Source organism: Streptomyces noursei, assembly GCF_001646665.1.
In the GTDB taxonomy this organism is placed as follows: domain Bacteria; phylum Actinomycetota; class Actinomycetes; order Streptomycetales; family Streptomycetaceae; genus Streptomyces; species Streptomyces lavendulocolor.
Map to the genome: position 1 here is coordinate 17,827 of NZ_LWBU01000290.1, position 26,198 is coordinate 44,024.

General features: G+C 73.0%; 26 protein-coding genes, 1 tRNA gene and 1 pseudogene. 15 read left to right on the forward strand and 13 right to left on the reverse strand.

Annotated features, from left to right (window positions below):
* Positions 1 to 150: 150 nt before the first annotated feature.
* From A4V12_RS21770 to A4V12_RS21785, 4 genes are all read left to right on the forward strand, one after another.
* The gene (locus A4V12_RS21770; RefSeq protein WP_064071094.1) at positions 151 to 1,830 is read left to right on the forward strand and encodes an alkaline phosphatase D family protein; all 1,680 of its coding nucleotides are present in this window, start codon (positions 151 to 153) and stop codon (positions 1,828 to 1,830) included.
* A 365-nt stretch (positions 1,831 to 2,195) separates the two neighbouring features.
* A complete protein-coding gene (locus tag A4V12_RS21775; RefSeq protein ID WP_079137248.1) occupies positions 2,196 to 4,109 on the forward strand; it encodes an FAD/NAD(P)-binding protein in 1,914 nt (637 codons plus the stop codon).
* 51 nt (positions 4,110 to 4,160) lie between these two features.
* A complete protein-coding gene (locus A4V12_RS21780; protein ID WP_064071095.1) occupies positions 4,161 to 4,610 on the forward strand; it encodes a DoxX family protein in 450 nt (149 codons plus the stop codon).
* A 213-nt stretch (positions 4,611 to 4,823) separates the two neighbouring features.
* Entirely contained in the window at positions 4,824 to 5,531 is a 708-nt protein-coding gene (locus A4V12_RS21785; protein WP_064071172.1) for a DedA family protein, read from the forward strand.
* 500 nt (positions 5,532 to 6,031) lie between these two features.
* Here A4V12_RS21785 and A4V12_RS21790 read toward each other — a convergent pair whose 3' ends face one another.
* Both A4V12_RS21790 and A4V12_RS38110 read right to left on the reverse strand, forming a co-directional pair.
* Positions 6,032 to 6,265, reverse strand: coding sequence for a DUF2277 domain-containing protein (locus A4V12_RS21790; RefSeq protein WP_064071096.1), 234 nt, complete (start codon positions 6,263 to 6,265; stop codon positions 6,032 to 6,034).
* A 32-nt stretch (positions 6,266 to 6,297) separates the two neighbouring features.
* On the reverse strand, positions 6,298 to 6,474 hold the full coding sequence (locus tag A4V12_RS38110; protein WP_199831348.1) for a hypothetical protein: 177 nt from the start codon (positions 6,472 to 6,474) through the stop codon (positions 6,298 to 6,300).
* A gap of 172 nt (positions 6,475 to 6,646) precedes the next feature.
* Here A4V12_RS38110 and A4V12_RS40000 point away from each other — a divergent pair, with 172 nt between their 5' ends.
* Entirely contained in the window at positions 6,647 to 6,721 is a 75-nt protein-coding gene (locus A4V12_RS40000) for a 50S ribosomal protein bL37 (RefSeq protein WP_373297613.1), read from the forward strand.
* Here the strand turns inward: A4V12_RS40000 and A4V12_RS21795 are convergent.
* From A4V12_RS21795 to A4V12_RS21805, 3 genes are all read right to left on the reverse strand, one after another.
* Complete coding sequence (locus A4V12_RS21795) at positions 6,711 to 7,439, reverse strand: hypothetical protein (RefSeq protein WP_159028909.1); 729 nt, start codon at positions 7,437 to 7,439, stop codon at positions 6,711 to 6,713. The two genes, A4V12_RS40000 and A4V12_RS21795, sit on opposite strands and share 11 nt — an antisense overlap.
* Complete coding sequence (locus A4V12_RS21800) at positions 7,436 to 8,590, reverse strand: SUKH-4 family immunity protein (RefSeq protein WP_064071098.1); 1,155 nt, start codon at positions 8,588 to 8,590, stop codon at positions 7,436 to 7,438. The genes A4V12_RS21795 and A4V12_RS21800 overlap by 4 nt, the downstream gene beginning before the upstream one ends.
* 142 nt (positions 8,591 to 8,732) lie before the next feature.
* On the reverse strand, positions 8,733 to 9,284 hold the full coding sequence (locus A4V12_RS21805) for a flavoprotein (protein ID WP_064071099.1): 552 nt from the start codon (positions 9,282 to 9,284) through the stop codon (positions 8,733 to 8,735).
* 188 nt (positions 9,285 to 9,472) lie between these two features.
* Between A4V12_RS21805 and A4V12_RS21810 the strand changes: the two genes are divergently transcribed.
* The 4 genes and pseudogenes from A4V12_RS21810 to A4V12_RS35430 form a co-directional block, all read left to right on the forward strand.
* Positions 9,473 to 9,778 carry a hypothetical protein gene (locus A4V12_RS21810; protein WP_064071100.1) on the forward strand — a complete coding sequence of 102 codons (306 nt, stop codon included), beginning with the start codon at positions 9,473 to 9,475 and terminating at the stop codon, positions 9,776 to 9,778.
* Between the two features lie 186 nt (positions 9,779 to 9,964).
* A complete protein-coding gene (locus A4V12_RS21815; protein ID WP_064071101.1) occupies positions 9,965 to 10,558 on the forward strand; it encodes a hypothetical protein in 594 nt (197 codons plus the stop codon).
* Positions 10,559 to 10,735: 177 nt separating this feature from the next.
* Positions 10,736 to 11,572, forward strand: a complete 837-nt coding sequence (locus A4V12_RS21820; RefSeq protein WP_064071102.1) for a nuclease-related domain-containing protein — start codon at positions 10,736 to 10,738, stop codon at positions 11,570 to 11,572.
* A gap of 1,077 nt (positions 11,573 to 12,649) precedes the next feature.
* Positions 12,650 to 13,107: pseudogene (locus A4V12_RS35430) on the forward strand (IS5 family transposase); the annotation flags it as partial.
* A 41-nt stretch (positions 13,108 to 13,148) separates the two neighbouring features.
* Here the strand turns inward: A4V12_RS35430 and A4V12_RS21825 are convergent.
* Positions 13,149 to 13,499: a winged helix-turn-helix transcriptional regulator gene (locus tag A4V12_RS21825; protein ID WP_064071103.1), complete on the reverse strand. Its 351-nt coding sequence runs from the start codon at positions 13,497 to 13,499 to the stop codon at positions 13,149 to 13,151.
* A 76-nt stretch (positions 13,500 to 13,575) separates the two neighbouring features.
* Here A4V12_RS21825 and A4V12_RS21830 point away from each other — a divergent pair, with 76 nt between their 5' ends.
* On the forward strand, positions 13,576 to 14,235 hold the full coding sequence (locus A4V12_RS21830) for an NADPH-dependent F420 reductase (protein WP_107415479.1): 660 nt from the start codon (positions 13,576 to 13,578) through the stop codon (positions 14,233 to 14,235).
* A 347-nt stretch (positions 14,236 to 14,582) separates the two neighbouring features.
* Here A4V12_RS21830 and A4V12_RS21835 read toward each other — a convergent pair.
* Positions 14,583 to 14,657, reverse strand: a tRNA-Val gene (locus A4V12_RS21835).
* A gap of 194 nt (positions 14,658 to 14,851) precedes the next feature.
* On the opposite strand from A4V12_RS21835, the gene A4V12_RS21840 reads away from it, so the two are divergent.
* The 3 genes from A4V12_RS21840 (at position 14,852) to A4V12_RS21850 (ending at position 17,259) form a co-directional block, all read left to right on the forward strand.
* Positions 14,852 to 15,601, forward strand: a complete 750-nt coding sequence (locus tag A4V12_RS21840; RefSeq protein WP_064071173.1) for a DUF4097 family beta strand repeat-containing protein — start codon at positions 14,852 to 14,854, stop codon at positions 15,599 to 15,601.
* A gap of 74 nt (positions 15,602 to 15,675) precedes the next feature.
* A complete protein-coding gene (locus tag A4V12_RS21845) occupies positions 15,676 to 17,019 on the forward strand; it encodes a hypothetical protein (protein ID WP_064071105.1) in 1,344 nt (447 codons plus the stop codon).
* 21 nt (positions 17,020 to 17,040) lie between these two features.
* On the forward strand, positions 17,041 to 17,259 hold the full coding sequence (locus A4V12_RS21850; RefSeq protein WP_064071106.1) for an FmdB family zinc ribbon protein: 219 nt from the start codon (positions 17,041 to 17,043) through the stop codon (positions 17,257 to 17,259).
* A gap of 16 nt (positions 17,260 to 17,275) precedes the next feature.
* On the opposite strand, the gene A4V12_RS21855 is transcribed toward A4V12_RS21850, so the two are convergent.
* On the reverse strand, positions 17,276 to 17,926 hold the full coding sequence (locus A4V12_RS21855) for a response regulator transcription factor (RefSeq protein ID WP_064071107.1): 651 nt from the start codon (positions 17,924 to 17,926) through the stop codon (positions 17,276 to 17,278).
* The gene (locus A4V12_RS40005; protein ID WP_423563032.1) at positions 17,917 to 18,522 is read right to left on the reverse strand and encodes a sensor histidine kinase; all 606 of its coding nucleotides are present in this window, start codon (positions 18,520 to 18,522) and stop codon (positions 17,917 to 17,919) included. Before A4V12_RS40005 ends, A4V12_RS21855 begins: the two co-directional genes overlap by 10 nt.
* Before the next feature lie 645 nt (positions 18,523 to 19,167).
* On the opposite strand from A4V12_RS40005, the gene A4V12_RS21865 reads away from it, so the two are divergent.
* Positions 19,168 to 19,779 carry a DedA family protein gene (locus A4V12_RS21865; protein WP_064071108.1) on the forward strand — a complete coding sequence of 204 codons (612 nt, stop codon included), beginning with the start codon at positions 19,168 to 19,170 and terminating at the stop codon, positions 19,777 to 19,779.
* Here the strand turns inward: A4V12_RS21865 and A4V12_RS21870 are convergent.
* The 3 genes from A4V12_RS21870 to A4V12_RS21880 are packed head-to-tail and all read right to left on the reverse strand — an operon-like array spanning position 19,748 to position 24,263.
* Positions 19,748 to 20,569, reverse strand: a complete 822-nt coding sequence (locus A4V12_RS21870) for a hypothetical protein (protein ID WP_064071109.1) — start codon at positions 20,567 to 20,569, stop codon at positions 19,748 to 19,750. The genes A4V12_RS21865 and A4V12_RS21870 overlap by 32 nt on opposite strands.
* Positions 20,566 to 23,085: a phosphoribosyltransferase gene (locus A4V12_RS21875; protein ID WP_107415482.1), complete on the reverse strand. Its 2,520-nt coding sequence runs from the start codon at positions 23,083 to 23,085 to the stop codon at positions 20,566 to 20,568. Before A4V12_RS21875 ends, A4V12_RS21870 begins: the two co-directional genes overlap by 4 nt.
* Positions 23,086 to 23,099: 14 nt before the next feature.
* Entirely contained in the window at positions 23,100 to 24,263 is a 1,164-nt protein-coding gene (locus tag A4V12_RS21880; protein WP_064071111.1) for an HpcH/HpaI aldolase/citrate lyase family protein, read from the reverse strand.
* Between the two features lie 176 nt (positions 24,264 to 24,439).
* Between A4V12_RS21880 and A4V12_RS21885 the strand changes: the two genes are divergently transcribed.
* Positions 24,440 to 25,366, forward strand: coding sequence for a TerD family protein (locus A4V12_RS21885; protein WP_064071112.1), 927 nt, complete (start codon positions 24,440 to 24,442; stop codon positions 25,364 to 25,366).
* Between the two features lie 5 nt (positions 25,367 to 25,371).
* Here the strand turns inward: A4V12_RS21885 and A4V12_RS21890 are convergent, their stop codons facing one another.
* The gene (locus A4V12_RS21890; RefSeq protein WP_064071113.1) at positions 25,372 to 26,112 is read right to left on the reverse strand and encodes a TerD family protein; all 741 of its coding nucleotides are present in this window, start codon (positions 26,110 to 26,112) and stop codon (positions 25,372 to 25,374) included.
* Between the last annotated feature and the right edge of the window lie 86 nt (positions 26,113 to 26,198).

A 26,198-nucleotide genomic window follows, 5' to 3' on the forward strand; every position in this document is an offset into this window, starting at 1 on the left:
CCTCCGCCGCCCCGTACCGTACGAAGGAGGAGCGGGGCGGCGGAGGCCGGACGGCGTGCCCCGGACGGTGGACGGCTGAAAATTGATGTCCGGGCGTTCTCGGGGTACGTGAAAGACACGAGATCCACGAAGTCGACGAGGAGGCCGGGCATGGCAGCCGGACTGCTATTGGGACCACTCCTGCGACAGGTCGACTGGGAGCGCGGCGACCGGGCGACGGTCTGGGTCGAGGCCGACCGGCCCTGCACGGCCGAGGTGCGGTGCGAGGACGGCGCCGGGGGCAGCAGCCGCACGTTCCAGGTCGCCGGGCACCACTACGCGCTGGTGGTCGTCACCGGCCTCACCCCCGGGTCCACCACGCCGTACGAGGTCCTGCTCGACGGCGACCGGGTGTGGCCGCCGACCGATCCCGACCGCCGCTATCCGGCCAGCACCATCACCGCGCCCCGGCCCGGCGTGGACGAGGTGCGCGTCTCGTTCGGGTCCTGCCGCTGGGCCGCGCCCCCCGCGGGCGGGGACGACCCGGTCGGCCCGGACGCGCTCGACAGCCTCGCCACCCACCTGGCGCGCGACCCCGGCGCCGTACGCCCCGACGTGCTGCTCCTGCTGGGCGACCAGGTGTACGCGGACGAGACCTCGAAGGCCACCCGCCGCTGGCTGGCCGAGCGCCGGGACCTCCGCGAGGCGCCGGGCGAGCAGGTCGCGGACTACGAGGAGTACACCCACCTGTACTACGAGTCCTGGCTCGACCCCGGCGTGCGGTGGCTGCTGTCCACCGTTCCCACGTGCATGATCTTCGACGACCACGACGTGATCGACGACTGGAACACCAGCGCCTCCTGGGTCGCCGACATGCGCAAGGAGGGCTGGTGGCGCGAGCGCATCCTCAGCGGGCTGATGTCGTACTGGGTCCACCAGCACCTGGGCAACCTCTCCCCCGCCGAGCTGGAGGCCGACCCGCTGTACGCGGCGGTCCGCGCCGCCCCGGACGGGACGGAGGTGCTGCGCCGATTCGCCGCCGACGCGGACGCCGACCCGGCCACGGTGCGGTGGAGCTACCGCCGCGACTTCGGCCGCACGCGGCTGGTGATGATCGACAGCAGGGCGGCGCGCGTGCTGGACGAGCAGAAGCGCGCGATGCACGACGAGGACGAGGCGCGCTGGCTGGTCGAGCAGATCCTGGACGACCGGGAGGACTGCGACCACCTGCTCGTCGGCGCGTCACTGCCGTGGCTGCTGGCGCCGATGATGCACGACGCGGAGACGTGGAACGCCGCCCTGTGCCGGGGTGAGCGGGGCGACCGGTGGGCGCGGCTGGCGGAGCGGGTGCGCCGGGCGGCCGACCTGGAGCACTGGGCCGCCTTCCCCGACTCCTTCGAGCAGCTGACGCGGCTGCTCGCCGAGGCGGGCAGCGGGCCGGACGCGCCGGCGACGGTGTGCGTCCTGTCGGGCGATGTGCACCACGCGTACGTCGCCGAGCCCGAGTGGCCGAAAGGCACCGTTCCGGCGTCGGCCCGGATCCTCCAGCTGACGTGCTCGCCCGTCCACAACCGGATCCCGGCGGTGCTGCGGGGCGCGTTCCGGCTGAGCTGGAGCCGCGCGGGCCGGTGGATCGGTCACGCCCTGCGGCGGCACGGCCGCACGGGGCCGCCGGTCGTGGACTGGCGCCGTACCGGCGGGCCCTGGTTCGGGAACCAGCTGATGACGCTCACGCTGCGCGGGCGGGCGGCGGAGCTGCGCCTGGAGCACGCGGCGGCGGGCGGCGGGGCCGGGCACCGCGCCGACCTGCGGACCGTGCACGAGCGGAGCCTTACGACGAAGGACGGGTGACCCCGGGCGGGGGAAGCGCGGGGGGACACGGGCGGTCGGGCGGCGGGCGGGGGGCGGTCGGCCGGTCCGGGGGTGGTCCGGGGTGGCCCGGGGGCGCGGTCGGGGCGCGGTCGGGCGGCGGGGGACGGTCGGCCGGTCCGGGGGTGGCCCGGGGTGGCCCGGGGGCGCGGTCGGGGCGCGGTCGGGGGGCGCGGTCGGGGGGCGCGGTCGGGGTGTGCCGGACCGGGCCGGCGCAGGGGTGCGCGGGCTTCACGCCGGGGCTGTGAACGTCCGGTGAACGTCCGGTTCAGGCCTCCCGCAATCCCGCCCATAGCGGATGGTGATCCTCCGGCCAGGGGTTCGGTGGCGGGCGCCGCACCGGCATGATGACTTCCGCCCGCCGCCCGCGGGCAACGCCAGCACCGCCCCCTGCCCAGGGAGTTCCCGTCGTGTCGTCCCAAGTCCCCCATGCCGTGGCCCTGGTCGGGGCGGGCCCCCGCGGCACGTCCGTACTCGAACGGCTCTGCGCCTCCGTACCGGAGCTGGCGGCGGGCACCCCGCTGACCGTCCACGTCGTCGACCCCGCCCCGCCGGGCGCCGGCCGCGTCTGGCGCACCGACCAGCCGGCCGAGCTGCTGATGAACACCGTGGCTTGCCAGGTGACGGTCTTCACCGACGAGAGCGTGCGCTGCGTGGGCCCCATACGCCGGGGGCCGAGCCTGTACGAGTGGGCCGCCGCCCGCTCCCACCGGCTCGGCCCCGACGACTACCCCACCCGCGCCTGCTACGGCGCCTACCTGGAGTGGGCGTTCGCCCGCACGGTGGCCGAGGCCCCGCCGGAGGTCACCGTGCGCGTGCACGCGGCCCGGGCCGTACGGCTGGAGGCGGGCACCGGGCCGCGGACGCTGGTGCTGGACGACGGCACGGTCCTCACCGGCCTGGGTGCGGTCGTCCTGGCCCAGGGCCACCTCCCGGTCGTCCGGGACCCCGCCACGGGTCACCTGGGCGCGTACGCGGCACGCCACGGGCTGCGCCACTTCCCGCCCGCCAACCCGGCGGACCTCGACCTGTCCCCGGTCGCCCCCGGCGAGCCGGTGCTGCTGCGCGGACTGGGCCTGAACTTCTTCGACCACATGGCGCTGCTCACCGAGGGGCGCGGCGGGGCGTTCGTGCGAGACGGCGGGGGCCGGTGCGCGTACCGCCCGTCGGGCCGGGAGCCCCGGCTGTACGCCGGTTCGCGGCGCGGCATCCCCCACCGGGCGCGCGGCGACAACGAGAAGGGCGCGTCCGCGCGGCACGAGCCGCTGCTGCTGACCCCCGATGTGATCGAGAGGTTCCGCAAGCGGGCGGAGGCGGGCGATCCGCCGGACTTCCTGGACGAGATATGGCCCCTGGTGGCCGGTGAGGTCGAGACGGCGTACTACGAGGTGCTGCTGGGCCGGCCGCGCGGCTTCCGCTCCCGGTTCCTGGCCTCCCCCGACGGCACCCTGGACGCGTACGCCGTGCCGCCGGACGCCCGGTGGTCATGGGAGCGGGTCTCGCGCCCGTACGTTGGGGAAACGTTCCGGTCACCGGCGGACTTCCGCGCCTGGCTGCTGGCGCATCTGCGCCGGGACGCGGCCGAGGCGGCGCTCGGCAACGTGGCCGGCCCGGTGAAGGCCGCCCTGGACGTACTGCGCGACATCCGCAACGAACTGCGGCTGATCGTCGACCACGCCGGGCTCCCGGGCGCCTCGCGCCGGGACCACCTGGACCGCTGGTACACCCCGCTGAACGCCTTCCTCTCGATCGGCCCGCCCCGCCGCCGCGTCGAGGAGATGACGGCCCTGATCGAGGCCGGCGTACTCGACGTGATCGGCCCCCGCACGGGCGTCCGTCCGGACGGCGGGGCGTTCGTGGCGGAATCACCCGACGTGCCGGGCTCCGCCGTGGCGGTGACCACGCTGATCGAGGCCCGGCTGCCGGAGCCCGACTTGAGGCGCACCGGTGACCCCCTCCTCTCCGGAATGCTCGATTCCGGACAGTGCCGGACCCATGTGGTGGACGGGTACGACACCGGAGGGCTGGACGTCACACCGTCCCCGTACCGCCTGATCGATCGTCACGGGCGCGCTCACCAGGGCGTCTTCGCCCTCGGCGTGCCCACGGAGGGGGTGCATTGGGTGACGGCGGCGGGCGCCCGGCCGGGTGTCGGCTCGGTGACCCTCGCGGACGCGGACGCGGTGGCCCGAGCCGCGCTCCGCGCATGCTCCACCACCGAAGCGGAACGACCGAATGTTGAACTTGCAAGTATTGATTAGGACTCCCTAACCTGGGGGCTCGTCGGTTCCGTCCCCAACCGAAGGATCCCCATGTCCCAGATATCCGCGCGCCTCGACCAGGGCCGCCCGTACGTGCTCGGCCTGTTCAGGATCGTCGTCGGTCTGCTGTTCCTGTGCCACGGCGCCGCCTCGCTCTTCGGCGTCCTGGGCGGCGCGGGCGGGACCGGCGGGACCGTCCCCACCGGCACCTGGCCCGGCTGGTACGCCGCCGTCATCGAACTCGTCGGCGGTGCCCTGGTGCTGGTGGGTCTGGGCACCCGCGCCGCCGCGTTCATCGCGTCGGGTGCGATGGCGTACGCGTACTTCAAGGTCCACCAGCCGATGGGCCTGTTCCCACTGCAGAACAAGGGTGAACTTTCGGCCATGTACTGCTGGTCGATGCTCCTGCTGGTCTTCACGGGACCGGGCGCCCTGTCGCTGGACGGCCTCTTCTCCTCCTCGCGGGCGGCGGACCGCGAGCGCGAGCCCGTCACCGCATAAGGTCCCGCCTTTCCGCGGCGTCCTCTCCGCTCCGTTCCCTCCCCTCCGCTCCCCTCCCTCCCGCTGCGGACCCGGGCGGGGGCCGCCGACGTCACACAGTCGTGCCCGGCCCCCCGCCCGGGTCACCGCACGGTCCGCCCTTCGGCGTACGCTTTCGGCCTGTCAGCCGCCACCCGCTCCGGGGGACCGGCTTCACGGGACCGGGGAGTGAAGGTGCTCGAAAGCGTGGCCGCCGGCCCGTGGATCTACGCGGCCGTCGCCGTCTCCGTGCTGCTGGACGTGTTCCTGCCGGTACTGCCGAGCGGCATCCTGGTCATCACCGCCGCGACGGCCGCCGCGACGGGGAGCGGATCCCTCCTGGCGCTGACCCTGTGCGCGGCCGGCGCCTCCGTGCTGGGCGACCTCGTGGCGTACCGGCTCGCCTGGCGCGGGCGGTCCCGCCTGCACCGGATGATCGCCCGGTCGCGCCGGCTGACCACCGCGCAGGAACGTCTCGGCTCGGCCCTGGCACGCGGCGGAGGCGTGCTCGTGGTCATCGCCCGGTTCGCCCCGGCGGGCCGCTCGGTCGTCTCGCTCGGCGCCGGCGCGGCCCGCCGCAGGGCCGGCCAGTTCCTGCCGTGGTCGGCCCTGGCGGGCGTGGCATGGGCCTCGTACAGCGTCGCGCTGGGCTACTTCGGCGGCCAGTGGCTGGGCGCCACCTGGACCGGGGTGGCGGTCTCGGTCCTGGCCCTCTTCCTGGCGGGCGCCCTGGCGGCCTACGTCATACGGCGCCCCCCGGCCGCCCCCCGCGCCGGCACACCGCCCACCGCCGCGCGCCCCGGCACACCGCCCCCGGCCGCCGTACCGGCACCCGCGCGCCCGGCCGCCGTCCCGTCCCAGGCGTCCCCTCCCCCGGTACCGGCGCCCTCACCGGCTCCGTAACGCCCGCAGGCCCGACCACCACCCGGCAGGCGCGCCCCGCCGGCCAGGGAAGCGGCTCACGGCCCCGCTCGGCCAGGCCCGCGCCCGCCGGCACGAGCGCCGCGAGCCGCACCCCGCCCCGGATTCGGCCCTGCCTTCCACCCCGGCCGCTGTCACGGCCACCGCCCGGTCAGGAAGCCCCGGCCTGTCCGCTGCCGCCCGCGCCCCGGCGGGCAACCGTCACCCGCCCCTGAACCGTCCCACCCACGGCCTGCGGGCCGGCCCCGACCGCCCCGCACCCGCCTCCGGTGCCTGCCGCTCCGCCCTAGGGGGTGTCTCGCCGATCATGCCGGGCTCCCGGTGTCCGCCACCGCACCTCGCGGCGTTGTCGTCGGTCGTCATGGTCCCCCGTGGCCCTTCGGGCACGGGAGGTGCCCCCACCGCCATGACTCCCTCCTCCGCCTTGCGATGCACGGCGCCGGACGTCGCTCGCCGATCCGGCCTGATCGACAAGACACCCCCTAGTGCTGCTCCGCGCGGGCGGCGGCGCCCCGGACCTCCAGCCCGTCGAGCAGGCGCCGGGTCGCCTCGGCGACCTCCTCCACGGCACGGTCGAAGACCTCCCGGTTGTGCGCGGCGGGCGCCCGGAAGCCGGACACCTTGCGGACGAACTGCAATGCTGCGGCGTGGATGTCCTCCTCGGTGGCCTCGGTGGGGAGCACGGGCGGGCGAAGGGTCTTGATACTGCGGCACATGCCCCCAGTGTGCGCCCGCCCGTCCCCCTCGGTCACCGCTTCGGTCGCATGCGCGCCCGCGCCCGTTCCCGCTCCCTGTCCCGCTCGATCGTGTAGGTCGCCCAGTCCCCCCGGTGCAGGTTGCACCGCGAGGCCCCCACCATGGCGAGCCGCCGGCAGCACCCGCCGTGCTTGGTGCGCGCGCCGCACGTGGACTGTGTACGAGCCATGTCGCCTCCTGGCATCCGTCGGTCTTCCCCCGCCTGGCAGGGTCCCGCTCCTCAGAACCGCCCAGGCAGGGCGCACGGCGGTCCCACGAAGGTGCGCTCCGTCGCATGCGCGGTCCGGCGTCCGCTGCGCGACGCACGGCCCGCACCTAAACTGGCCGTGGAGGTACGCACCATGTCCAAGCGAGGAAACAAGCGCCGCGCCCGCAAGAAGAAGGGCGCCAACCACGGCAAGCGGCCTAACGCCTGATCCGGTCCTCCGCCGCGAGCAGCACCCGCCGCTCCAGCACCGCAGCGTGCCCGGGGCGCCGGGTGCGAGCGTGCCGCAGGAGCAGCTCGCGGGCGGTCGCCCCTACCCGCCGTTTCTTGGGGTGGCGGGCGGTGAAGTGCTCGCTCGCGAAAAACTCCACGGCACCGTCCAGGCCTGCCGCGTCGGCCGTACGCACCGCCCGGGCCAGCTCGTCCGTCGCGACGGCGTCCAGCAGGGCAAGGGGCGCGAGCCGGGCGACCTCACGCGCGGCGTCCACCGTCCGGCCCGGCGGAGTGCCCAGCCAGCGCAGCACCGGGCCCGGGGGCACGGTCACCGTCTTGGGCACGGGCGGATCGCCCCGCGCCCACCCCTCGGCGTACCCGCGCAGCGGTCCGGGGGCGGCCGCGGCCCAGGCGGCGCGGTGGCGCGCCGGTATCGACTCCGGGAGCGCCGGGTCGAGCAGGGGCAGCGGACCGTGCCGGTCGGCGGTTCGTACCGGCTCCCCGGCCGCGTCGTACGACACCAGCCCGAACTCGCCCCGGCACATGCAGACGAAGTCGTCCCGCTCTCCCGCCGGCCCGTCGACCGCCGCGGTCAGCAACTCCCGTACCTCTTCCGGCTCCGTGACCTCGTACGTCCCGGGATGACCGGGGAAGGCGGCGGCATGGAGGCGGTCCGAGACGACGATCCTGACCACTCCGGACGGCGTTACGTTCACAGCACGCCTCCCGCCTCGTCGTGGAACACCTCCGGCCAGTACCGGTAGTCGTCCGGACCGGTCGCGGGAAGGCAGGCGACGGGGTCGACCGAGGCGAGGACGGCGACCATGGCGTCGGCGAGCTGGTGGTAGAAGTCCCCGGTCAGGTCGTGTTCCTTGTCGATGCGCTGCTCACGGCTGTGCATCCATACGCTGAAGGCGAGTGTCGAGACGTCGGCGTTGACCGGCGTCACCGTGCCGGCGCCGCACTCCAGGTAGTGGACCTCGCCGGTGCGGCCGTCGACCACCACGTCCAGGTCGTGGACGAGACCTCCCAGCACCAGCAGCCGGTCGGCGTCCGGCGGCAGCCGGTCGGTCAGCCCCAGGTGGCGGAGGGCCGGCTCCGCGCCGAGCCGCTCGCGTTCCTGGCGCAGCGTCTCGAGCAGTGTCTCCCGCTCGCCCAGCCCGAACATCAACCCGTCCCTGGGCAGCCCCACTTCGGCCAGGAACCGCCGGGTCGGCCCGTGCTCCAGGGCGGCGGGCATGGCGGCCGGAGCCACCCGGACGATCTGCTCCGCCCCGAACTCGTCCTCCAGGAACCGCGCCGGCAGGTCGAGCCGCAGCCCCCTGCCGGGCCGGGCCACCAGGGCCATGGGCCGGATCAGCGCGGCGATGCGCCAGAACGCCGGCACCTCCTCGGTCCCTCCCCCGCCCTCCTCGGCGAACAGGGCGAGCAGCCGCTCCGAGGCCTCCCGCACCACACCGGTCCCCCGCCGCTCCGCCAGATCGGCGAACCGCCCGCGCAGGGCCACGAGTTCGTCGACCGCGCCGAGGAGACGGCCGAGCGCCTCCAGCGAGGGAGCGAGGGGGAGGATCTCGGCGTACTCGGGCGCGAACATCTGCAGGGCGAACACCCGCCCGGTCTCGCCGTCGACGACGATGTCCTGCGCGTCGAGCGTCTCGACCGGCAGGTGCCCCACGGCGACCAGGCCGGCGACGTACGGATCGAGGTCCGCCGGGTCGTGCTCCTCGCCGACGAGGTGCGACACGGTCACCGCCGTCCCCTCCACCAGCCTGGTGAAGCGCATCAGCTCGTGCGGGGCGGGCGGCCCCGCCTCGGCGAGCCACCGCCGTGTCGGCTCGTGCGTGATCGCCGGATGGATGACGTCCATGGTGCCCCCCGTGGTGCCGTGCGGTGATCTCCCCACCGTCGACCACGATAGGAGCGACCACTGACAACGCCCGCCGCGCCGGAGTTCCGGGGGCCGCCCGCCGCTCGGGCCGGCGGCCCCCGGACCGCGGTGCGGCCGGGCGTCAGGCGCCGGCGGGCTCCCGTCCGGCGCGTTCCACGGCGTCCAGCGCCATGCCCCACGGGTAGCCGCCGGGCAGGTCCTGCCCCGGCGCATTCGCCGGCGGGGCACCCTCGCCGTACAGCACCTGCACGCCGGTCGCACGCAGCGTGGCCAGCGAGGTACCGAACGCCGGATGCTGCACGTGGGCCTCGTTGACGCACGGCATCAGCAGGGTGGGCACGCCCTTGCCGACGCCCTGGACGGCCATGCTCACGACGAACTTCTCCGTCAGCCCGAGCGCCCACTCGTTCATGGCGGTGAAAGTCGCCGGCGCGAACAGGACGACATCGGCCGCGGGCCACGGCTCCGGCTGCCCCGGCAGGTCGTACATGAACCGCACGGGGTGCCCCGTCAGCGCCGCCAGCCCGTCCAGACCGTGCTCCAGCCACCGGGCGGCCGTTGGCGTCAGCCCGAGGCACACGTCCCAGCCCCTGCGCTGGGCGTCCTCGATCACACTGGCGACATCGAACACGGGCGGTGCGGCTGAGCAGAACAGATACAGGGTCCTCGTCATGCCCCCATCCGATCACACCCAACCCACCCCCCCCGGCGGCTTGGCCGACATGCCCCCTCCACCCGGCGCCCCCGGCCCTGCTCCGCCGAGCCCCAGCGGACCGCGCCCCCTGCCGGCCCGTCCGGCAGCCGACCGAAACTGATCACCCCGCTCCGGACCCCGGCGGACCGGGCTGGTTGGATCCCCGTATGAGCTCCGCGACCGAACGAACCGGCGGCAGTCCCCGTGAGTCGAACTGCGCCCTCGTCCTCGGAGCCCTCTCCGTCGCCTCCTGGTTCTGCTGCCCGTTCTGGATCCTCGTCTCGGCCCTCACCCTCCCCCTCGGCCTCGCCGGTCTGATGCGCGGCTGCTGGGAACTCCGCACCGCCTCCACCCCGCACACCGGCCGCACCCGCCCGCTGACGGCTCTGGCCCTCTCCACCGCAGGCACACTCGCGTCCGTCGCCTACCTCACCTACGTCCTCACGCATCCCGAGCTACCGATTCAGGACTGAACCGGCGAGGCCCCGACGAACACCCCCGACGCCACCGCCCGGCGCGACCCGCTAGCGGGCTCCTTGGTGCCGTGCGCCCCGTGGTGCGACGGATGCCCCCTTGTGCGGAGCACTCCCGCACTGCACGGTTCCGTTGATCGCTGCTCGGCACTCGTGTGCCACGAGGCGAAGGGGCGGGTGGTAGCCATGGGAACCGTGACCGGCTGGGCCGAGAAGACCTTCGGCGACACCGCCGACCGGTTGGCCGACGCGATAGCCGTCAGCCTGATGCGGGCCCACGACCGGGCCCGCAGCGGCCAGGAGGGAGTGCAGACCCAGACTCTGGAGGCGTACGGGCACGGCCTGCACGCCGCCCAGTACGAGGAACTGCACGTCGGTCTGGCGTCGCTCCCGGAGGCCACCCCGGTTCGGCTGCAAGGACGCACACTCATGATCTTCGGTGGCCACGTCATCTATCCGCTCCGATATGCCAAGAGGGACGTCCCGGTCACCGCCGCACGCCTGCGGAGGGCCACGGGCTTCCGTGCCGATCTGATCCGCCGGCACGGTCCCGAACCGATGCAGCAGGCCTTCGACCTCGGCCTGGACGAGCCGGACCAGCCGGAGCCACAGCCTCACCTCGCCCAGCTGCCGGAGGACGTGAAACTCGTCCTGGTCGCCTATGCCTGCTCCATGACGCGGGGCGTCATGTGCGTCGAGTGGGGCTCCGCAGAACTGCGCTCGGAGGACAGGTACCTCATCTGGCACCACCATGAGCGGATCCACCTGCCGTCACGGTAGGAGGCACCCACGTGGCCGCGGGCGGGCCGGTGCGGGGGCGAGTGGCAGCGGTCCCACTCGCCCCGCGCACGCTGCTGCTGCGCACAAACCTCCGTACGCGTTTGCGGTCTTGTGGCCGCACAGGGCTTGCTGCTGCGATGACGGAGCCGTCCGTCATGCTGGTCAAGGGGGGTCGTCATGGCAAGTCTCAAGGTCGTGCGCTGGAACCGCTACGGGCATGACCGTCTGTACGCGAACCTGCCCGACGGCACAGCCGGCGCTTGGGCCGACTGCCGAACGGGCAAGATCACGATCCTGCGCGACGAGCACCGGGCCGCCGCGCTGCGGGTGTTGCACGAGCACTTACGGAAGATCCCGCCGGCTCCGCCCGCCACCCCGGCTCTGCTGCCTCCTCTGACGCCTTCCGACGACCTGGCCTCGCGCTCCCCAGGCACGGCCGTGCGCGCCAGGCTCGTCGAGGTGCGGCCCGGTCCGCTGGAACGGTTCATCGCCCGGGTGCTTCGGCGGCCGACCGCCGGGGATTCGTGGCGCACCGGGTTGATCGGCGAGCGGCGGGTGGGAGCCGAGTTGGGCCGGCTGCAACGCCAAGGGTGGAGAGTGCTGCACTCCATCCCCCTCCCCGGAGGAGCGGACGTCGATCACTTGGTGATCGGCCCCGGCGGGGTGTTCAGCCTCAACACCAAGCACCACCCGAACAAGACGGTGTGGGTGGGCGACGACATCGCCCGGATCAACCACGGCGAGCCCAGGCCGTACCCCCGCAAGAGCCGCTCGGAAGCCGCGCGCGTGCGGCGAGTGCTGGAGCGCTACTGCGACTTCCCCGTGCCGGTGGAACCGGTGCTCGTCTTCGTGGGGGTCACCCAGGTGACCGTCGCGGCCACCCAGCACACCGTGCGGGTGTACCGGGAGCGGGAGGTCTCCGCCCTGTCCCCCCTTCCGCCGGTGCTGACCCCCGCCCAGGCCGAGCAGGTGTACAGCGTCGCCCGCCACCGCCAGGCCTGGCTCACGCCCTGACCACCGCCCCGCCCGTGCCCGGGGTGAACCGGCGCGGCCCCACCGCGCCCGGAGCCGGCACCGGCCGGAGGTGTGTGCCGGGCCGGTCCAGGATGACGAAAGGCCCTCAGTCAAGGTCGACTGAGGGCCTTGGTAAGCCTGGCGCCCTCACTGACACGTCTTCACTGGTACATGACACTGCTAGATACTGATCAAAGATGGGTCCATTTGAGTCAAAATAGCGTCACAAATTAGGCAACAGAGAAATGCTTCACCCAAATAAGTAATCGCCAAGTCTTGGAATAGCTGGGCCCAGGGAAGGCTGTTGGGGACATTGAAGACCCTTGATGGTGAGGGAATTATTCCCGTTATTGGGACTGAGAAGTTCAAGCCTTAAGTCACCTGGACGGGAGCTGCCATTAGGTGAAAGATCATGGCTCCGTAAGCACGACGTGGGAGCCATGATCTTAGAGGAGGCTCACCCAATGGTGGCTACCTGAAGCCGTGGAGCCGACCGCCCCAGCCACAGGGGGTTTCCGCCGTTCGCCCGCAGCACGTGGCGCGACGCCTGGCGCGGCTAGCCGGGGCAGGGCGGCGACAGGAGGCGGTACGCCTTTCCCGTGCTTTGCTATGACCCACGCACGGCGCGGGAGCGCGCCGCCTCTGCGGTGCGCCGTTCGTTCGTGGCCTTGTGGTCGTGCCGCCCTTGCTGTCGCGATGACGGAACAGTCATACAGGCTGGTCAAGGGGGGCATCCAAAGCTCAAGGTCGTGCGCTGGAACCGCTACGGGCATGATCGTTTGGACGCGAACCTGCCGGATGGCACAGCCGTCGCCTGGGTCGACTGCAAGACGGGCAAGCTCACGATCCTTGCGCAATGACTACCGCGATGCCGCGCTGACGGTGCTGACCCAGCACTTAGAACTCCTAACGAAATGATCTTCAAGGTGGTTGGACCACTCCGGGACTTACGATCGGGGGGTGTGGGGTGGTTCGGCCGAAGCCGTGGCATGTTGATGGCGAGCTGTGGGCGGTGATCGAACCGCTGCTGCCACGGGTGGAGCGCCGAGCGCGCCATCCCGGGCGGAAGCGGCATCCGGACCGGCTGGTGTTCCAGGGCATCGGGGCAGGATGGGCAGCAAGCATCACCTGATCACCGACGCCACCGGCATCCCCCTCGCCGTCACGCTGACCGGCGGCAACCGCAACGATGTCACCCAGCTCATCCCGCTCCTCGAAGCTGTTCCGCCCGTGCGGGGCAAGCGCGGCCGACCACGGCGCCGACCGGACGTCGTTCTTGCTGACCGCGGGTGCGACCACGACAAGTACCGTCGCCTGGTGTGGAAGCTCGGCGTGAAGCCGCTGGTCGCCCGGCGAGGCACCGAGCACAGCTCCGGGCCGGGCACTCAACGCTGGGTTGTCGAACGCGTTCGCCCACCTGCACTGGATCCGGCGCCTTCGGATCCGCTGGGAGGTCCGCGACGACATCCACGAAGCGTTCCTCACTCTGAGGATGCGCGCTGTTCTGCTGGCGGCGTTTGCATTCATCCCGATGAAAGTACGTCAACGCGTGCAGGGAAGGTCACGGGCTGGGAGCTCACCCGCTCATTCGTTCCTGGGCGGCCATGACCTCATCGCCGTGCTCGAAGGCCCACGCGCCAAGTGCGTCGATGGGGCCGAGCAACGTCTCCCCCAGAGCAGTGAGTTCGTACTCGACACGAGGTGGCACTTCGCCATAGGCGTTCCGTGCCACCAGCCCGTTGAACTCCAGCCGCCGCAACGTCTCGGTCAAGACCTTGGGACTGATGCCGCCGATGCGCTCGCGTAGTTCGCCGGGGCGCTTGGGCCCCTCCCGCAGGACCCAGATCAGCACGGCGTTCCAGGTGTTGGAGAGGAGGTCGAAGGCGAGGCGGGCGCGGCAGTCAGCGAGGAAGGCGTCGGTCGTCACATACCAAATGGTGCCTGACGGATTTCCTAGCCTCGTCCCGAAAGCGGTTGGAACAGATGCGGAAAGGGGCGTATCGATGAAGATCGGTGTGCTGGGAACGGGGAACATGGCGGACGCACTGGCCACGCACTGGGTGCGGGCCGGGCACGAGGTGTTCGTCGGAGGCCGGGACGAGCAGAAGGCCCAGCGGCTCGCGACGCGCATCGGGGGCGCTGCGGGGCACGGGAGCCTGCAGGCGGCGGTGAGCTTCGGCGAGGTGGTTCTGGCCGCGCTGCCGTACGGTGCGGGAGCGGACGTCGGCAGGGAGCATCAGTCGGCGCTGAAGGGGAAGGTCCTGCTCGACTGCGCCAATCCGGTCGGGCCCGGCTTCCGGCTGCTGACGGAAGGCGGCCCCTCGGCGGCGCTCCGACTGGCTGCGGCGGCACCGGGCGTGCACGTCGTCAAGGCGTTCAACCTCTGCCACGAGGACGTGTGGCGGATGAACCCGCCGGTGTTCGACGGCCAGCCCCTGACCGTTCCGATCTGCGGGGACGACGAGGCGGCACTCGCACTGGCACGCAAGCTGGTGCGCGACACGGGCTGCGAGCCAGTGGCCGGGGGCGGACTGGACCGCGCCGGGCTGCTGGAGGCGACCGCCGCGCTGTACATCGGACTGTGGGTGGCGGAGCAGGCAGACGTACGGGCGATCGCGCCACCGCTGACCTTTGCGACAGGTCCGCGAGCCGAGAGCGCGTGAGGTGTCCAGGTCATTGCGTTAGGAGTTCTTAGGGCAAGTCTCGCCTCGCCTACTCCGCTGGCCGCCCCATCGCCGGTCCGGGCAACCGCGTCGCTACTTCCCTGCAACGCCGCCAAGCCGTCCACGTCGTCGCGCTGATATCGACAGCCGCGGGAGTGGCGCCTTCATCTGAGAGACGTGGGGTCCACGAAGACCCTTCACGGTGTCACGCTACCCCCACCCGCCTGGCCTGAGCAGACCGTTGGAGTGCTCCGGCGCCGGCCCGCTCTCGCGCCGCCCGGAGGTGGCACTGTCATCAGCCACAACGTCAAAGGCCCCCGCAGCAGACGCTGTGGGGGCCTTTGCACTGGTGGGCGCGGACGGTTTCGAACCGCCGACATCTGCTTTGTAAGAGCAGCGCTCTACCCCTGAGCTACGCACCCGTGGAGTGAGTGAACAGCGTACATGGCGCACCGGCGGATCCTGCAAACCAAGGGGCGCCGGGGCGGGCGGGCCGGGGGTTAGCCCTACCTGGGGAGGGGTGGGTGGCCGGATCGCGGAAGGGCGGGGCGGACACGTAGCGTGAGCGGTGGATGCGGAGAGGTCTACAGGGGGAGTCGTCGTGGGTGTGCGCCGGATGCGGGCGGTCGTCGTCGTGGGCGGGGTGGTGCTGTCGGTGCTCGGCCTCTCGGGGTGCGGGGCCGAGGCGGAGGGGGCGCCGGTGGAGCGGAAGGCGTTCGGGTTCCGGGGCGAGTCGCTGGTCGTGGAGGCGGACGACTCGGAGCTGGTGCTGGTGGCCGCGGACGTGAAGGACGTCGAGGTGACCCGCCAGGTCGACGGGTGGGTGGCGCTGGGTGAGGGGCCGGACCCGGTGTGGAAGCTGGAGGGCGACAGGCTCACCTTGCGGGTGGACTGCGACGCGCTGGTGAGTGACTGCGCGGCGCGGCACGAGGTGCGTGTGCCTCGCGGGGTGGCGGTGACGGTGGAGAACGACAACGGGGACGTGACCGCCGACGGGTTCGCCACGGCGCTCGCCGTCACGTCGGACAACGGCACGGTGACCGTGCGGGACGCGGGCGGGCCGCTGGAGCTGCGGAGCGACAACGGGGACGTGCGGGTGGAGGGCGCTACGTCGAAGAGCGTGGTCGCGCGGTCGGGGAACGGGGAGATACGGCTGGCTCTCTCGGCGGTGCCGGACCGGGTGGAGGCCGTGAACGACAACGGCGACATCGCCGTCGAACTGCCGGGCGGGAGCACCCGGTACGCGGTGCGGGCGGCGAGTGACAACGGCGAGGTGAAGGTGGGGGTGCCGACGGACGACGGCAGCGCGCATGTGGTGAAGGCGCACAGTGACAACGGGGAAGTTGCGGTCCGCGGCGCGAACTAACGGGCCTGTGTGTTCGTCCTTACCTGGTGGGAGAATGAACCGGTCGGGGGCGGACACATGGCACGGGAGCGGATGTGACGGCGACACACGCGCGGCGGTACGTGAAGGATGTGCTCGCGCTGATGTTGTTGCCGGTACCACTGGTGCTCGCAGCGGTGCCCGGCGCTTTCGCCGGGGGCGGTACGCGGCGCTGGTTCGGCGGACGCGGCGAGAGCCAGCGGGCGGACGCGCAGGCGGCGAAGGACGCCGCCGCGGCGGCCTTCTACGAGCTGGACACGGCCCAGCGGGATCTGCGGATCTCGATCGAGACGATCACGGCGGTGGACGCGTCGCCCGGGGCCAGGCGGGCGGTGGACGACTTCGCCGCGCTGGGGCGGCGGATCGACGAGGTGAGCCACGCGTACATCACCGCTGTCGACGCGTACGACCTCGACCGGGACGACCTGGAGGCCTCGGTCGCCTCGCGGGCCCGCGGCGAGCTGAACCGGGCCAAGGACGACCTGGTGCGGGTGAAGGGGGAGCTGGACAGGTTCGAGCAGGGCCTCGGGCCGCTGCTGGACAAGGCGGAGACGCAGCTCGCGCGGCTGGCGCCGGCCGTGGAGCGGGCCCGGCAGGCGTTGCTGTCCGCGAGCAACGCCCTGGATGCGGTGCGCGGGTCGGGACTGCGGGCGGACGACCTCGCGGCGCGGCTCGCGGCGCTGGGGCCGGAGCTGACCAAACTCAACCAGGGCGCGGGGCAGCACGGCGTCGCGGAGACGCTGCAGCGTGCGGACCGGGTCCTGCGGGACGCCGAGGCCGTGCGCATGGAGGCGGAGCGGCTGCCGGAGCGGGCGGCCGAGACGGACAAGCGGCTGGTGTCCCTGCGGACGCGCGCCCAGGCGCTCGCGAACCGTGCCGCCACTGTCGAGCCGGTCCTCAGTGAGCTGCGGCGCCGGTTCAGTGCCGCCTGCTGGCAGGACCTGCAGCATGTGCCCGAGCAGGCCGCCGCCAGTGTCCATCAGGCGGAGGGGAAGCTCGAGGAGGCCGCGCAGGCGCGGGCCGAGCAGCGGTGGGCCGATGCGACGGCGCTGCTGTCGACGGTGCGGGCGCTGCTGAACGGGGCCGACGAGGCCGTCTCGGCGGCCGGTGACCGGCTCAACCGGCTGAACGCGGTTTCCAGGGACCCGGAGGCGGAGATCCAGCGCACCCGGTTCGCCATCCGGGACGCCCAGCGGCTGGCCATGGCCGGGCGGAACACTCCGGATCCGCGCCATGCCCGGCCGCTGGACGACTCGGTGGCCCGGCTGGACCGGGCGATCGCGGGCCTGGAAGGCCGGCATCCCGACTACTGGCACTTCCTGACCGAGACGGAGGCGGTGCGGACGTCGGTGGCGCGGGTGGTGGAAATGATCAGGGAGGAACTGGGCGGCGGACACTGACGGCGCGGTTAATCTGGGGCCATGCCTCGCTACGAGTACCGCTGCCGCACCTGCGGAGACACCTTCGAACTGAACCGTCCCATGGCCGAGTCGTCCGCGCCCGCGGCCTGCCCCGCCGGGCACGACGACACCGTCAAGCTGCTGTCCGCCGTCGCCGTGGGCGGTACGGCCAAGGGCGGCGCCCCGGCGCCGTCCCAGGGCGGGGGCGGCGGGTGCTGCGGCGGCGGGTGCTGCGGCTGACCCCGTCCGCCGGGGCTCAGCTGCCGAGGTAGCGCAGGATCGCCAGCACCCGGCGGCTGTAGCCGCTGGTTCCCGCGCCGCTGAGGTCCAGCTTGTCGAAGATCGCGTTGATGTGTTTCTCGACGGCGCTCTGCGAGACGTTCAGCCGCTGCGCGATGGCCGCGTTCGTGTGTCCCTGCGCCATTTCGGCCAGGACGTCGCGCTCGCGGGCGGTCAGGCGGGACAGCGGGTCGGTGCGGGTGGAGCGGACCAGGAGGCGGCGTACGACCTCGGGGTCGAAGGCCGCCTGACCCCGCCCCACCCGTTCCAGGGCGTCCAGGAAGTCGTCGACCTGCGCGACCCGGTCCTTCAGGAGGTAGCCGACGCCCTCCGGATCGCCGGTGAGCAGTTCCGTGGCGTAGCGGTTCTCCACGTACTGGGACAGGACGAGGACGCCGACCCGGGGCCGTCTGCGCCGGATGGCCAGGGCGGCCCACAGCCCTTCGTCGGTGTGGGTGGGTGGCATGCGCACGTCGGCGATCACCACGTCCGGAGGCTCGGTGTCGACGGCTGCCAGGAGCTGCTCGGCGTCGCCGACCGCCGCGAGCACGTCGTGTCCTTCCTCGGCGAGCAGCCGGACCAGCCCCTCCCGCAGCAGGGTCGAGTCCTCGGCCAGGATCACCCGCACGGCAGCTCCGCGGTGACGACGGTCGGCCCGCCGGGCGGGCTGTCCAGGGCGAACCGGCCGTCCAGCGCCGCGACTCGGCTCGCCAGGCCGGTCAGCCCGCTGCCCCGCGGATCCGCCCCGCCACCGCCGTCGTCCGTCACCGCCACCGTCAACACCCTTCCGTCCAGGGCCACTCGGACGTCCACGCGGGTCGCCCCCGCGTGCTTCACCACATTGGTGACCGCCTCCGACACGACGAAGTACACCACTGTCTCCACCTGCCGCGGCAGCGGAACCGGCACCTCGTAGGCCAGGGCGACGGGGAGCGGACCGCGCTCGACGACCGATTCCAGGGCCGCCCGCAGCCCCGCCTCGTCGAGGACCGCCGGATACACCCGCCACGCCACCTCGCGGAGCTCGGCCAGGGCGTGCCGGGTCTCCTCATGGGCCTGGAGCAGGAGTTCACCGGCGCGCTCGGGATCGCGGTGGCGGCGGGCGCGGCCGATGAGCATGCCGAGGGCGACGAGCCGCTGCTGGACCCCGTCGTGCAGGTCGCGTTCGATCCGGCGCCGCTCGTCGTGGACGGCGTCCATGACGTCCGCGCGGCTGGTGGCCAACTGGGCGATGCGCCGTTCCAGTTCGTCCTGGTGGCTGGGGCCCAGGAAGCGGCGGGCTGGACGGCCAGGAAGAGGAGGAGGAGCCCGGCCAGGCTGCTCATGAGGACCGCCCACAGGTGGCGGACGTCCGTGATCGCCCAGCCGTAGAGGATGAACGTGCCGTATCCGGCTCCGACGGCCAGGCAGCCGAGCACCACACCGCCCAGCAGCCCCAGCGGCCAGCGGGCCGCCACGTACCGCAGGGCGCGCCCGTCGTCGGCGGCGCCGGGCGCCCCGGTGAGGCGCACGTCGTGGAAGTGGGCAAGGCGGCGCACGTCCAGGCGCGCCACCTTCACCGCGGCCGTCCCGAACGGGCGCAGCACCGCGCGCCGGCCGCGCGGCCAGGCGGCGACGGGCAGCGCGACGAGGCCCGCGACCAGCGTGAGGAGGAGCCCGGCGACGGCGGTGGCGGCGCCCGGCACCAGACCGGCCGCCTGCCGTCCCCAGCTCGCGGCGGCCGGCGCCGTACCCCCCGGGCGGTCTGTGGCTTTCCCCATGCGTCGCACGGTAGCCAACCCCACCGGGCCCGCACACTGCGGAAAACCACAGGGAAAGACTGCGGCGGCCTTCAGTGTGCCTTCAGCTCCGCCTCTCTAGCGTGGAGCCATGGAACGCTGGATCAACAGCCTCATGGACACCCTCGGCGCGCCCGGCGCGGGACTGGCGATCGCCCTGGAGAACCTCTTCCCGCCGCTTCCCAGCGAGGTGATCCTGCCGATGGCGGGATTCGCCTCGGCGACGGGCCGGATCGGCCTGATCGCCGCGCTGCTGTGGACGACGGCCGGCTCGGTCATCGGCGCGCTCGCGCTGTACGGGGTCGGGGCGCTGCTCGGCCGGGACCGGACGATCGCCGTCGCGAGCAAGCTGCCGCTGGTGAAGGTCTCCGACATCGAGCGGACCGAGGCGTGGTTCTCCCGGCACGGCACCAAGGCGGTGTTCTTCGGGCGGATGATTCCCATCTTCCGGAGCCTGATATCCGTGCCGGCCGGTGTCGAGCGCATGCCGCTGCCGGTGTTCCTCGGGCTGACGACACTCGGCAGCGCCATCTGGAACACCGCGTTCGTCCTGGCCGGTTACGCACTGGGCGACAACTGGGAGCAGGTCACCCACTACGTGTCGCTGTACTCGAAGGTGGTGCTGGTGGTGGCTCTCGGCGCGGTGGGGGCGTTCGTGGGCGTGCGGCTGTTCAAGCCGGGGACGGGCGCACGGCGGAGCTGAACCGGCGGAGGATCTCCTCTCCCGCCGCGACGCCCCGCTCCTCCAGGACGTCGACGTGGTCGGCGCTCCACCCGGTCTCGGCGAGTTCTCCGTGGCCGGGCCGCCAGCCCCGGTCGGCGGCGAGGAGCAGATCGGCGTCGAGCAGCGAGTCGCCGGCGGCCAGCACGCGGTCCGCTCCGGCGCGCCGGGCGACTTCGCGGACCGCGGCGCTCTTGGTGAGCGGTTGGGGGACGGCGTACACCTTGCGTCCCTGGAGGGAGACGGCCCAGCCTCGGGGCGCGGCCCAGGCGGCCAGCTCCTTCATCCACCCGTCGGGCAGCAGGTCGCGTTCGACGACCAGGTAGGCGAAGAGGTCCTCGGCGACGCGTTCCTTCAGCAGCCATGCCGGGTCGGCGGTGGCCAGCAGGTGGCCGCGGACCTCGTCGAGGGTGGCGCACTCGTGGGCGAGACGGGTGGCGACGGTGCGCCGCCAGTCGGGGTCGGAGACGCCGTCGACGAGCAGGTGGCCGCCGTTGGCGCAGATCGCGTACCGCGGCGGGGGTCCGGGGAGCCGGATGCGGTGGTACTGCTCGCGGGTGCGGGTGGTGGCGGGGACGAAGAGGGCGTGCCGCGGCAGTTCGGCCAGCAGGGCGGCGGCGGTCTCCGTCACGTACGACAGCGGCTTGTGCTGGTAGGTCTCGACGCACAGCAGGCGCGGGGCCTCGTTGTCCGGCATGGTCAGGCCGAGGGCGGCGGCGGAGTAGATGAGGGTGCGGTCGAGGTCGCTGGCGACGAGGGTGGTCGCGGTCATCGGCCGGTCACCGCCCGGCCGTCGGCGCCGGTGGCGCCCTTGGTGTACTTGGGGTGGATCAGCCCGACGCAGGTGTAGTGCAGGTCGTCGACCTCCTCGACCGGTACGCCGCGCTGTTCGGCCAGGAGCCGCACGTGGTCGAGGTCGGCGCCAGCGCCGCGCTGGGCGAGGATCTTCCAGGGGACGCGGCGCAGCAGGACGCGGGTGGTCTCGCCGACGCCGGGCTTGACGAGGTTGACGTCGTGGATGCCGTACTCCTCGCTGATCCGCTCGACGGCGGCCCAGCCGTCCCAGGTGGGGGTGCGGTCGGTGGCGAGGAGTTCCTTGGCGTCGGCGTCGACGGCGGCGGTGACCTCGTCGAAGTGGGCGGCGACGGAGTCGAGGAAGGTGGTGGACACGTCGGCACCGGCGAGTTCGCGGTAGAACTTGGCGCCGTGGTAGTCGTCCGGGCCGACGAGGTCGGCGCGGAGCACGGTGCGCGATATGAGGCCGGAGACGGTGGAGTTGAGGCACGCGGAGGGGATGAGGAAGTCCTCGCGGGTGCCGTAGGTGCGGACGCAGGAGCCGGGGTCGGCGAGGACGGCGATCTCCGGGTCGAAGCCGGGGAAGTCTGCCAGGGCGGCGGCCAGTTCGCGGGTGATGGCGCCCTTGCCCGTCCAGCCGTCGACGAACACGACGTCGGCGGGGTCGTGGTGGGCGGCGAGCCAGCGCAGTGCGTTGGCGTCGATGCCCCGGCCGCGCACGATGGACACGGCGTAGTGGGGGAGGTCGAGGCCGTGGCGGTGGAGCGCCCAGCGGCGCATGAGTACGCCGACGGGGGTGCCGGCGCGGGCGAGCGACACGAGGACGGGGCGCGGCGACCGTTCGGCGAGGACCGTCTCGGTGACGGTGCCGACGGCGCGGGCGATGCGGGCAGCGGAGGTGGCGAGGGCGGTGTGGAACAGGGCCTGGTACCGGTCGCTGGGCTGGTATTCGACGGGGAGGGACTCGGCGTAGTGGGCGCCGCCACTCTGGATGGCCTCCTCCCGCTCCTCGGTCGGGGCCTCCAGGTCCACGTCGGAGAGGTCCTGGAGGAGCCAGCCGACCTCCTCGGGCGCGTAGGACGAGAAGGCGGGCCCTCGGAGGGGCTCGGGCAGCATGGTGGCCCTTTCGGCGGGGACGTAGGACGGTACGACGGCGAGCAGCACCTGCGGTACCTGTGCGGTGAGCTGCGCGAGGAGGCCGTCCGGGGCGTGGAGCGCGGGGGTGTCGGCGGCCGAGTCGACGACGGTGACGACCGCGTCGAAGCCGGCGCCAGCGACGTTGTAGGCGTACCGGTCGCCCGGCCCGTCGGCGGGCTCGTCGTGCGCGGGGAAGACCAGCCGGGTGCGGATCGCGTAGCCGGGGTCGTCGACGGCGAGGACGGGCGAGCGGGTGGTGGTGGAGAACCGCACCTCGGCACCGCCGAGCCGCTCGAGCGCGACGCCGAGGGCGAGCGGCGCGTACATCAGCTCCTCGCAGCCGAGGACGAGCACGCGCGGCGGGATGCGCTCGTCGGCGGCGCCCCGGTCCGGCCCGGCGAGTCCGAGGGCGTCGGCGACCCGGGCGGCCATGGCGGGGAGGGCGGCGTCCAGGCGGGCGCGGTGGGCGGGCGTGAAGCCGTGCCGGCCTCCGTCCGGCACCCCGTCGGGCCAGCCCAGCTCGACGCGCCGCACGGACGCGGCCGGCTCCGTACCTCCGGTGACCGCGGCACACGCTCCGGAGCCGGCACCGGCACGCGCACCGGTATCAGCTCCCGCGCCGGCTCCGGCTCCGGCTCCCTCTCCCGCGCCCGCCGCCTCGTACCGGGCCACCAGTGCCTGCCCGCGTTCGAGGACCCCGTCGGGCAGCCGGACGGTGCCCGCCGCGAGGGTGACCAGGTCCACGCGGGCCCCGATCTCCGCGGCGAAGGCGTCCAGGCGGTCCCGGTCGGCGGCCGAGCGCATGTCGACGAGCGCGACTATCACGTACCGCTCGCGCGGGTAGCGGGCGTGGAGCGCACGCACCGTGTTGAGCACCGTGTTGCCGGTGGAGAATTCGTCGTCGACCAGCACCAGCGGCCCGGGCCCCGCGAGGAGCGCCGGGTCCTCGGGGAGCAGGAGGTGCGAGGTGGCGTGGGAGTGGGACTCCTCGAAGCCACCGGCTTGCGCGACCCCGGGCACCGGGCGGCGCGTGGAGTGCAGGTAGGGCGCCGTCCCCAGGCCGTCGGCGACCGAGTGGCCGAGTCCGGTCGCCGTCTCCGCGTACCCCAGCACCACGGCCCGCGCGGCGTCGGCGGGGCCCAGCAGCTCCCGGACCCGTACGCCGAGGTCGTGGCCGGACCGCCACACCACTCCCGGGCTCTGCGGGACGTGCTTGCCGAGCACCTGGGAGACGAGCAGGTGCGCCCGCTTGGGGTTGCGCCGCAGCGCCAGGCCCAGCAGCTCGCGCAGCCGCGGGTCGCCGGCCAGCTCGACCCCGAGCCGCTCCGACACCCACGTACCCGACCAGACCGCCACGTTTCCGTTCTCCTTCACTTGACCAGCCCCGCGGCCAGCAGCTCCACGAAGCCGACGTCCTCCTTCGCCACGCCGAAGACCTCCGCCCGCTGGAGGGTCCGCTCGGCCCACGCGCGGTGGGGTTTCACTTCATTCATCTTGTTCGTGTAGGCGCTGCGCAGCACCCCGCCGCCGTCCCGCTCCGGCCGCAGGATGTCCTGGGCGTCGCTGAACTCCTCGTGGCTGACCACCGACAGGGCGTGCACCGGCAGCACGTGGGAGGGGTGGATGCAGGTCTTGCCGAGCAGGCCGTTGGCCCGGTCCAGCTCGATCTCGCGCAGCAGCCCGTCCAGGTCGTGCTCGATCAGCGCGGTGCGCAGCTCGTCGGCGCGCTGCTCCATGAAGGGGCTGCGGCGCAGCTGGGGCTTGAAGATGCGCTCCTGGAGGCGGAAGTACTCCCACACCGGTCCGGTGATGGTGAAGCCGGTGCCGTCGGAGCGGCCCAGGACGTTGACGACGTCCGCGATGACGCCGGCGACGATCTGCACGTCGTATGCGGTCATGTCGGGCGAGCGGCGCAGTCCGTAGGCGGAGCAGAAGTCCGTGACGCCGAGACGCAGGGCGAGGACGCGGTCGCGGTGTGCGTCCACGGTCCGCACGATTCCGGCCAGCGTCTCGCGCCGCGTCTCCAGGTGGAGTAGCTCGGGCGACTCCAGTACGGGCATGGCGAAGAGTCGCCGTCCGCAGATGTTCTCGGCCACGGCCAGGGCCTCCATGAACCGCCCGCCGCGCTCCTCGGTGAACTTGGGCAGGACGAATCCGGACAGCAGCCGTGCCGACGTCCCCAGGCGCCGCACGAGGTCGGGCATCTGTCCCGCCTCCCGTACGCGGATGAAGAGCAGCGGCGGCTCGGCGCCCCGCTCCTCCAGGTCGGCGAACTGGCGGACGAGGTTCTCCTCCGCCCCGGGGACGTCCCGGTCGTCGATGGAGTCCTCCAGGCACAGGACCATGGACACCACACCGCGTCCGACCTGCTTCATCACGTCGTCGGCGAGCCGCGGCCGGGTGGCGGGGCTGTAGAGCGTGGCGCCGAGGGCGGCCGCGAGGACGTGCGCCGGGGAGTCGGCGCCGAAATGGCACGGCTCCCGGTGGAAGAGCCCGGCCCGGGCAGTGGCCGGGATGTGCCCGAAATGACGCATGAGTATCCCCCGTACTGCCGTGACGGCCCTGATGACATGTGGCCGGTAATAGTACGTAGGGACCGGTGTCGCGGGTTCCCCGCCGGCATGAACTTCAGGTAACTCGTCCGCTTCTCGCCCCCGCCGCACGGCCCCCGCGTTGTCCGCGGCGTGGGCGGCCAGGCAGGATGTCGGACATGACGCACGCCATGCTGAAGGGCTCGAACGTCCCGCTCGACGCCGCGGCCGTACGGGCCGTACTGTGCTGGACCCCCGGCCCCGGGGTGCCGGACGTGGACGCCTCGGCCCTGCTGCTGGGGACGGACGGGCGGGTGCGTTCGGATGAGGACTTCGTCTTCTACAACCAGCCGCGCCACCCCTCGGGGCTGGTGCGGCGGCTGTCGAAGAAGCGGGTGCCGGAGGGCCTGACCGACACGGTCGAGGCGGATCTCGCGGCGCTGGACCCGTCGGTGGACCAGGTGGTGCTGGCGGCGTCGTCGGACGGGGACACGTTCGACCGCGTACGGGATCTGCGCATCCTGCTGTACGACGCCGGCTCCGGCGCCACGGAGCCGCTGGCGGTCTTCGAGGTGAAGCCCGAGACGGGCGAGGAGACGGCCATCATCTGCGGTGAGCTGTACCGCCGTGGGGAGGGCTGGAAGTTCCGCGCGGTGGGGCAGGGGTACCCGACCGGGCTGATCGGGCTGGCCACGGCGTTCGGGATCTCCGTCGACGAGGCCGAGGAGGCCGGCGGGGCGGAAGAGGCCCGGCGGACGGACGGGGAGGCGGCGCCGGACGCCCACGGGGCGGCGGCGGACACGTCGGCGAGCGCGCCGACCACGGCCATCCCCGCGCCCCCGGCGAACGCCCCCGCACCGCCCCCGGTGCCCCCGTCCCCCCCGGCCCCCGCGCCGGGACCGGCGCCCGCGTACGGCTACCCCCAGTCCGGCGCGCCCCAGCCCGCCTACGGCTACCCGCACGGCGGCCCGGCCCAGCCGGGGGCGGCACAGCCGGGCCACGGACAGCCCGCGTACGGCTACCCGCAGCCCGCCGCGGCCGCAGCCCCCGCGCCGGACCCGAACTTCCGGCTGCCGCCGATGGGGCCGCAGTTCGTCCGGCCCTGACGGTCTCAGACCTTCCCGGCCTTGAAGCCCCTGCCCCACTGCAGGCCCCAGCCGTACAGCCGGTCCAGCTCGGCCTGGAACCCGTACACGAAACGGACCTCGCGCCGCACCACCAGTTCGTCCTTGACGTTCTCCAGCATGAACACCGCGCAGGAGCGGGCCTGCGGGGCGCGCTCGTCGAGCTCTATCTCGATGCGCGGCCCGTTGCTCGGGTAGAGCGTCATGGTGGCGTGCGTACGGTCGAACGCGGGCGTCTGGTCGTAGATGTAGACGAAGAACAGCAGACGCTTGATCGCGTCCCTGTGGTCGAGGTTGACGAAGATCGTCTCGCCGGACGGGGCGCCGAACCGGTCGTCACCGCTGAGTTTCACGTACGGCGCCGCGTTCAGGTCCCCGAAGAAGCCACCGAGCGGCTGGACGACGCCCTTGGTGCCGTCCTTCAGCTCGTACAGGCAGCCGATGTCGAGGTCCACGTTGACCACGCCCTGCGTGTGCGCCTGGACCACGTCCGGTTTGAAGAGTTTGAGCGGGTGCCGCAGGAGCCGGCCGCTCTGCCGGGAGCGGCCCTCGATGTCGGAGGTGCGCATCCGCCACGAGAGGTTGACGCGCAGGTTGCCGGTGGCCGCGCCCTGTTTGCTGAGGGAGACGGCCGGGCGGCGCTTGGTCAGGTCGATCGCGTTCGTCGAGGCGCTGCCCGAGTCGAACTGCGCGGCGTTGTTGCGCCACAGGTTGTCCCAGAAGGCCATGCTCCCACCCCCAGTCGTCCGGTTCCCCATGGGATCCGCTCGGATACGCGGCGGGGCGGCCGGGAGCACCCGGCCGCCCCGCAACG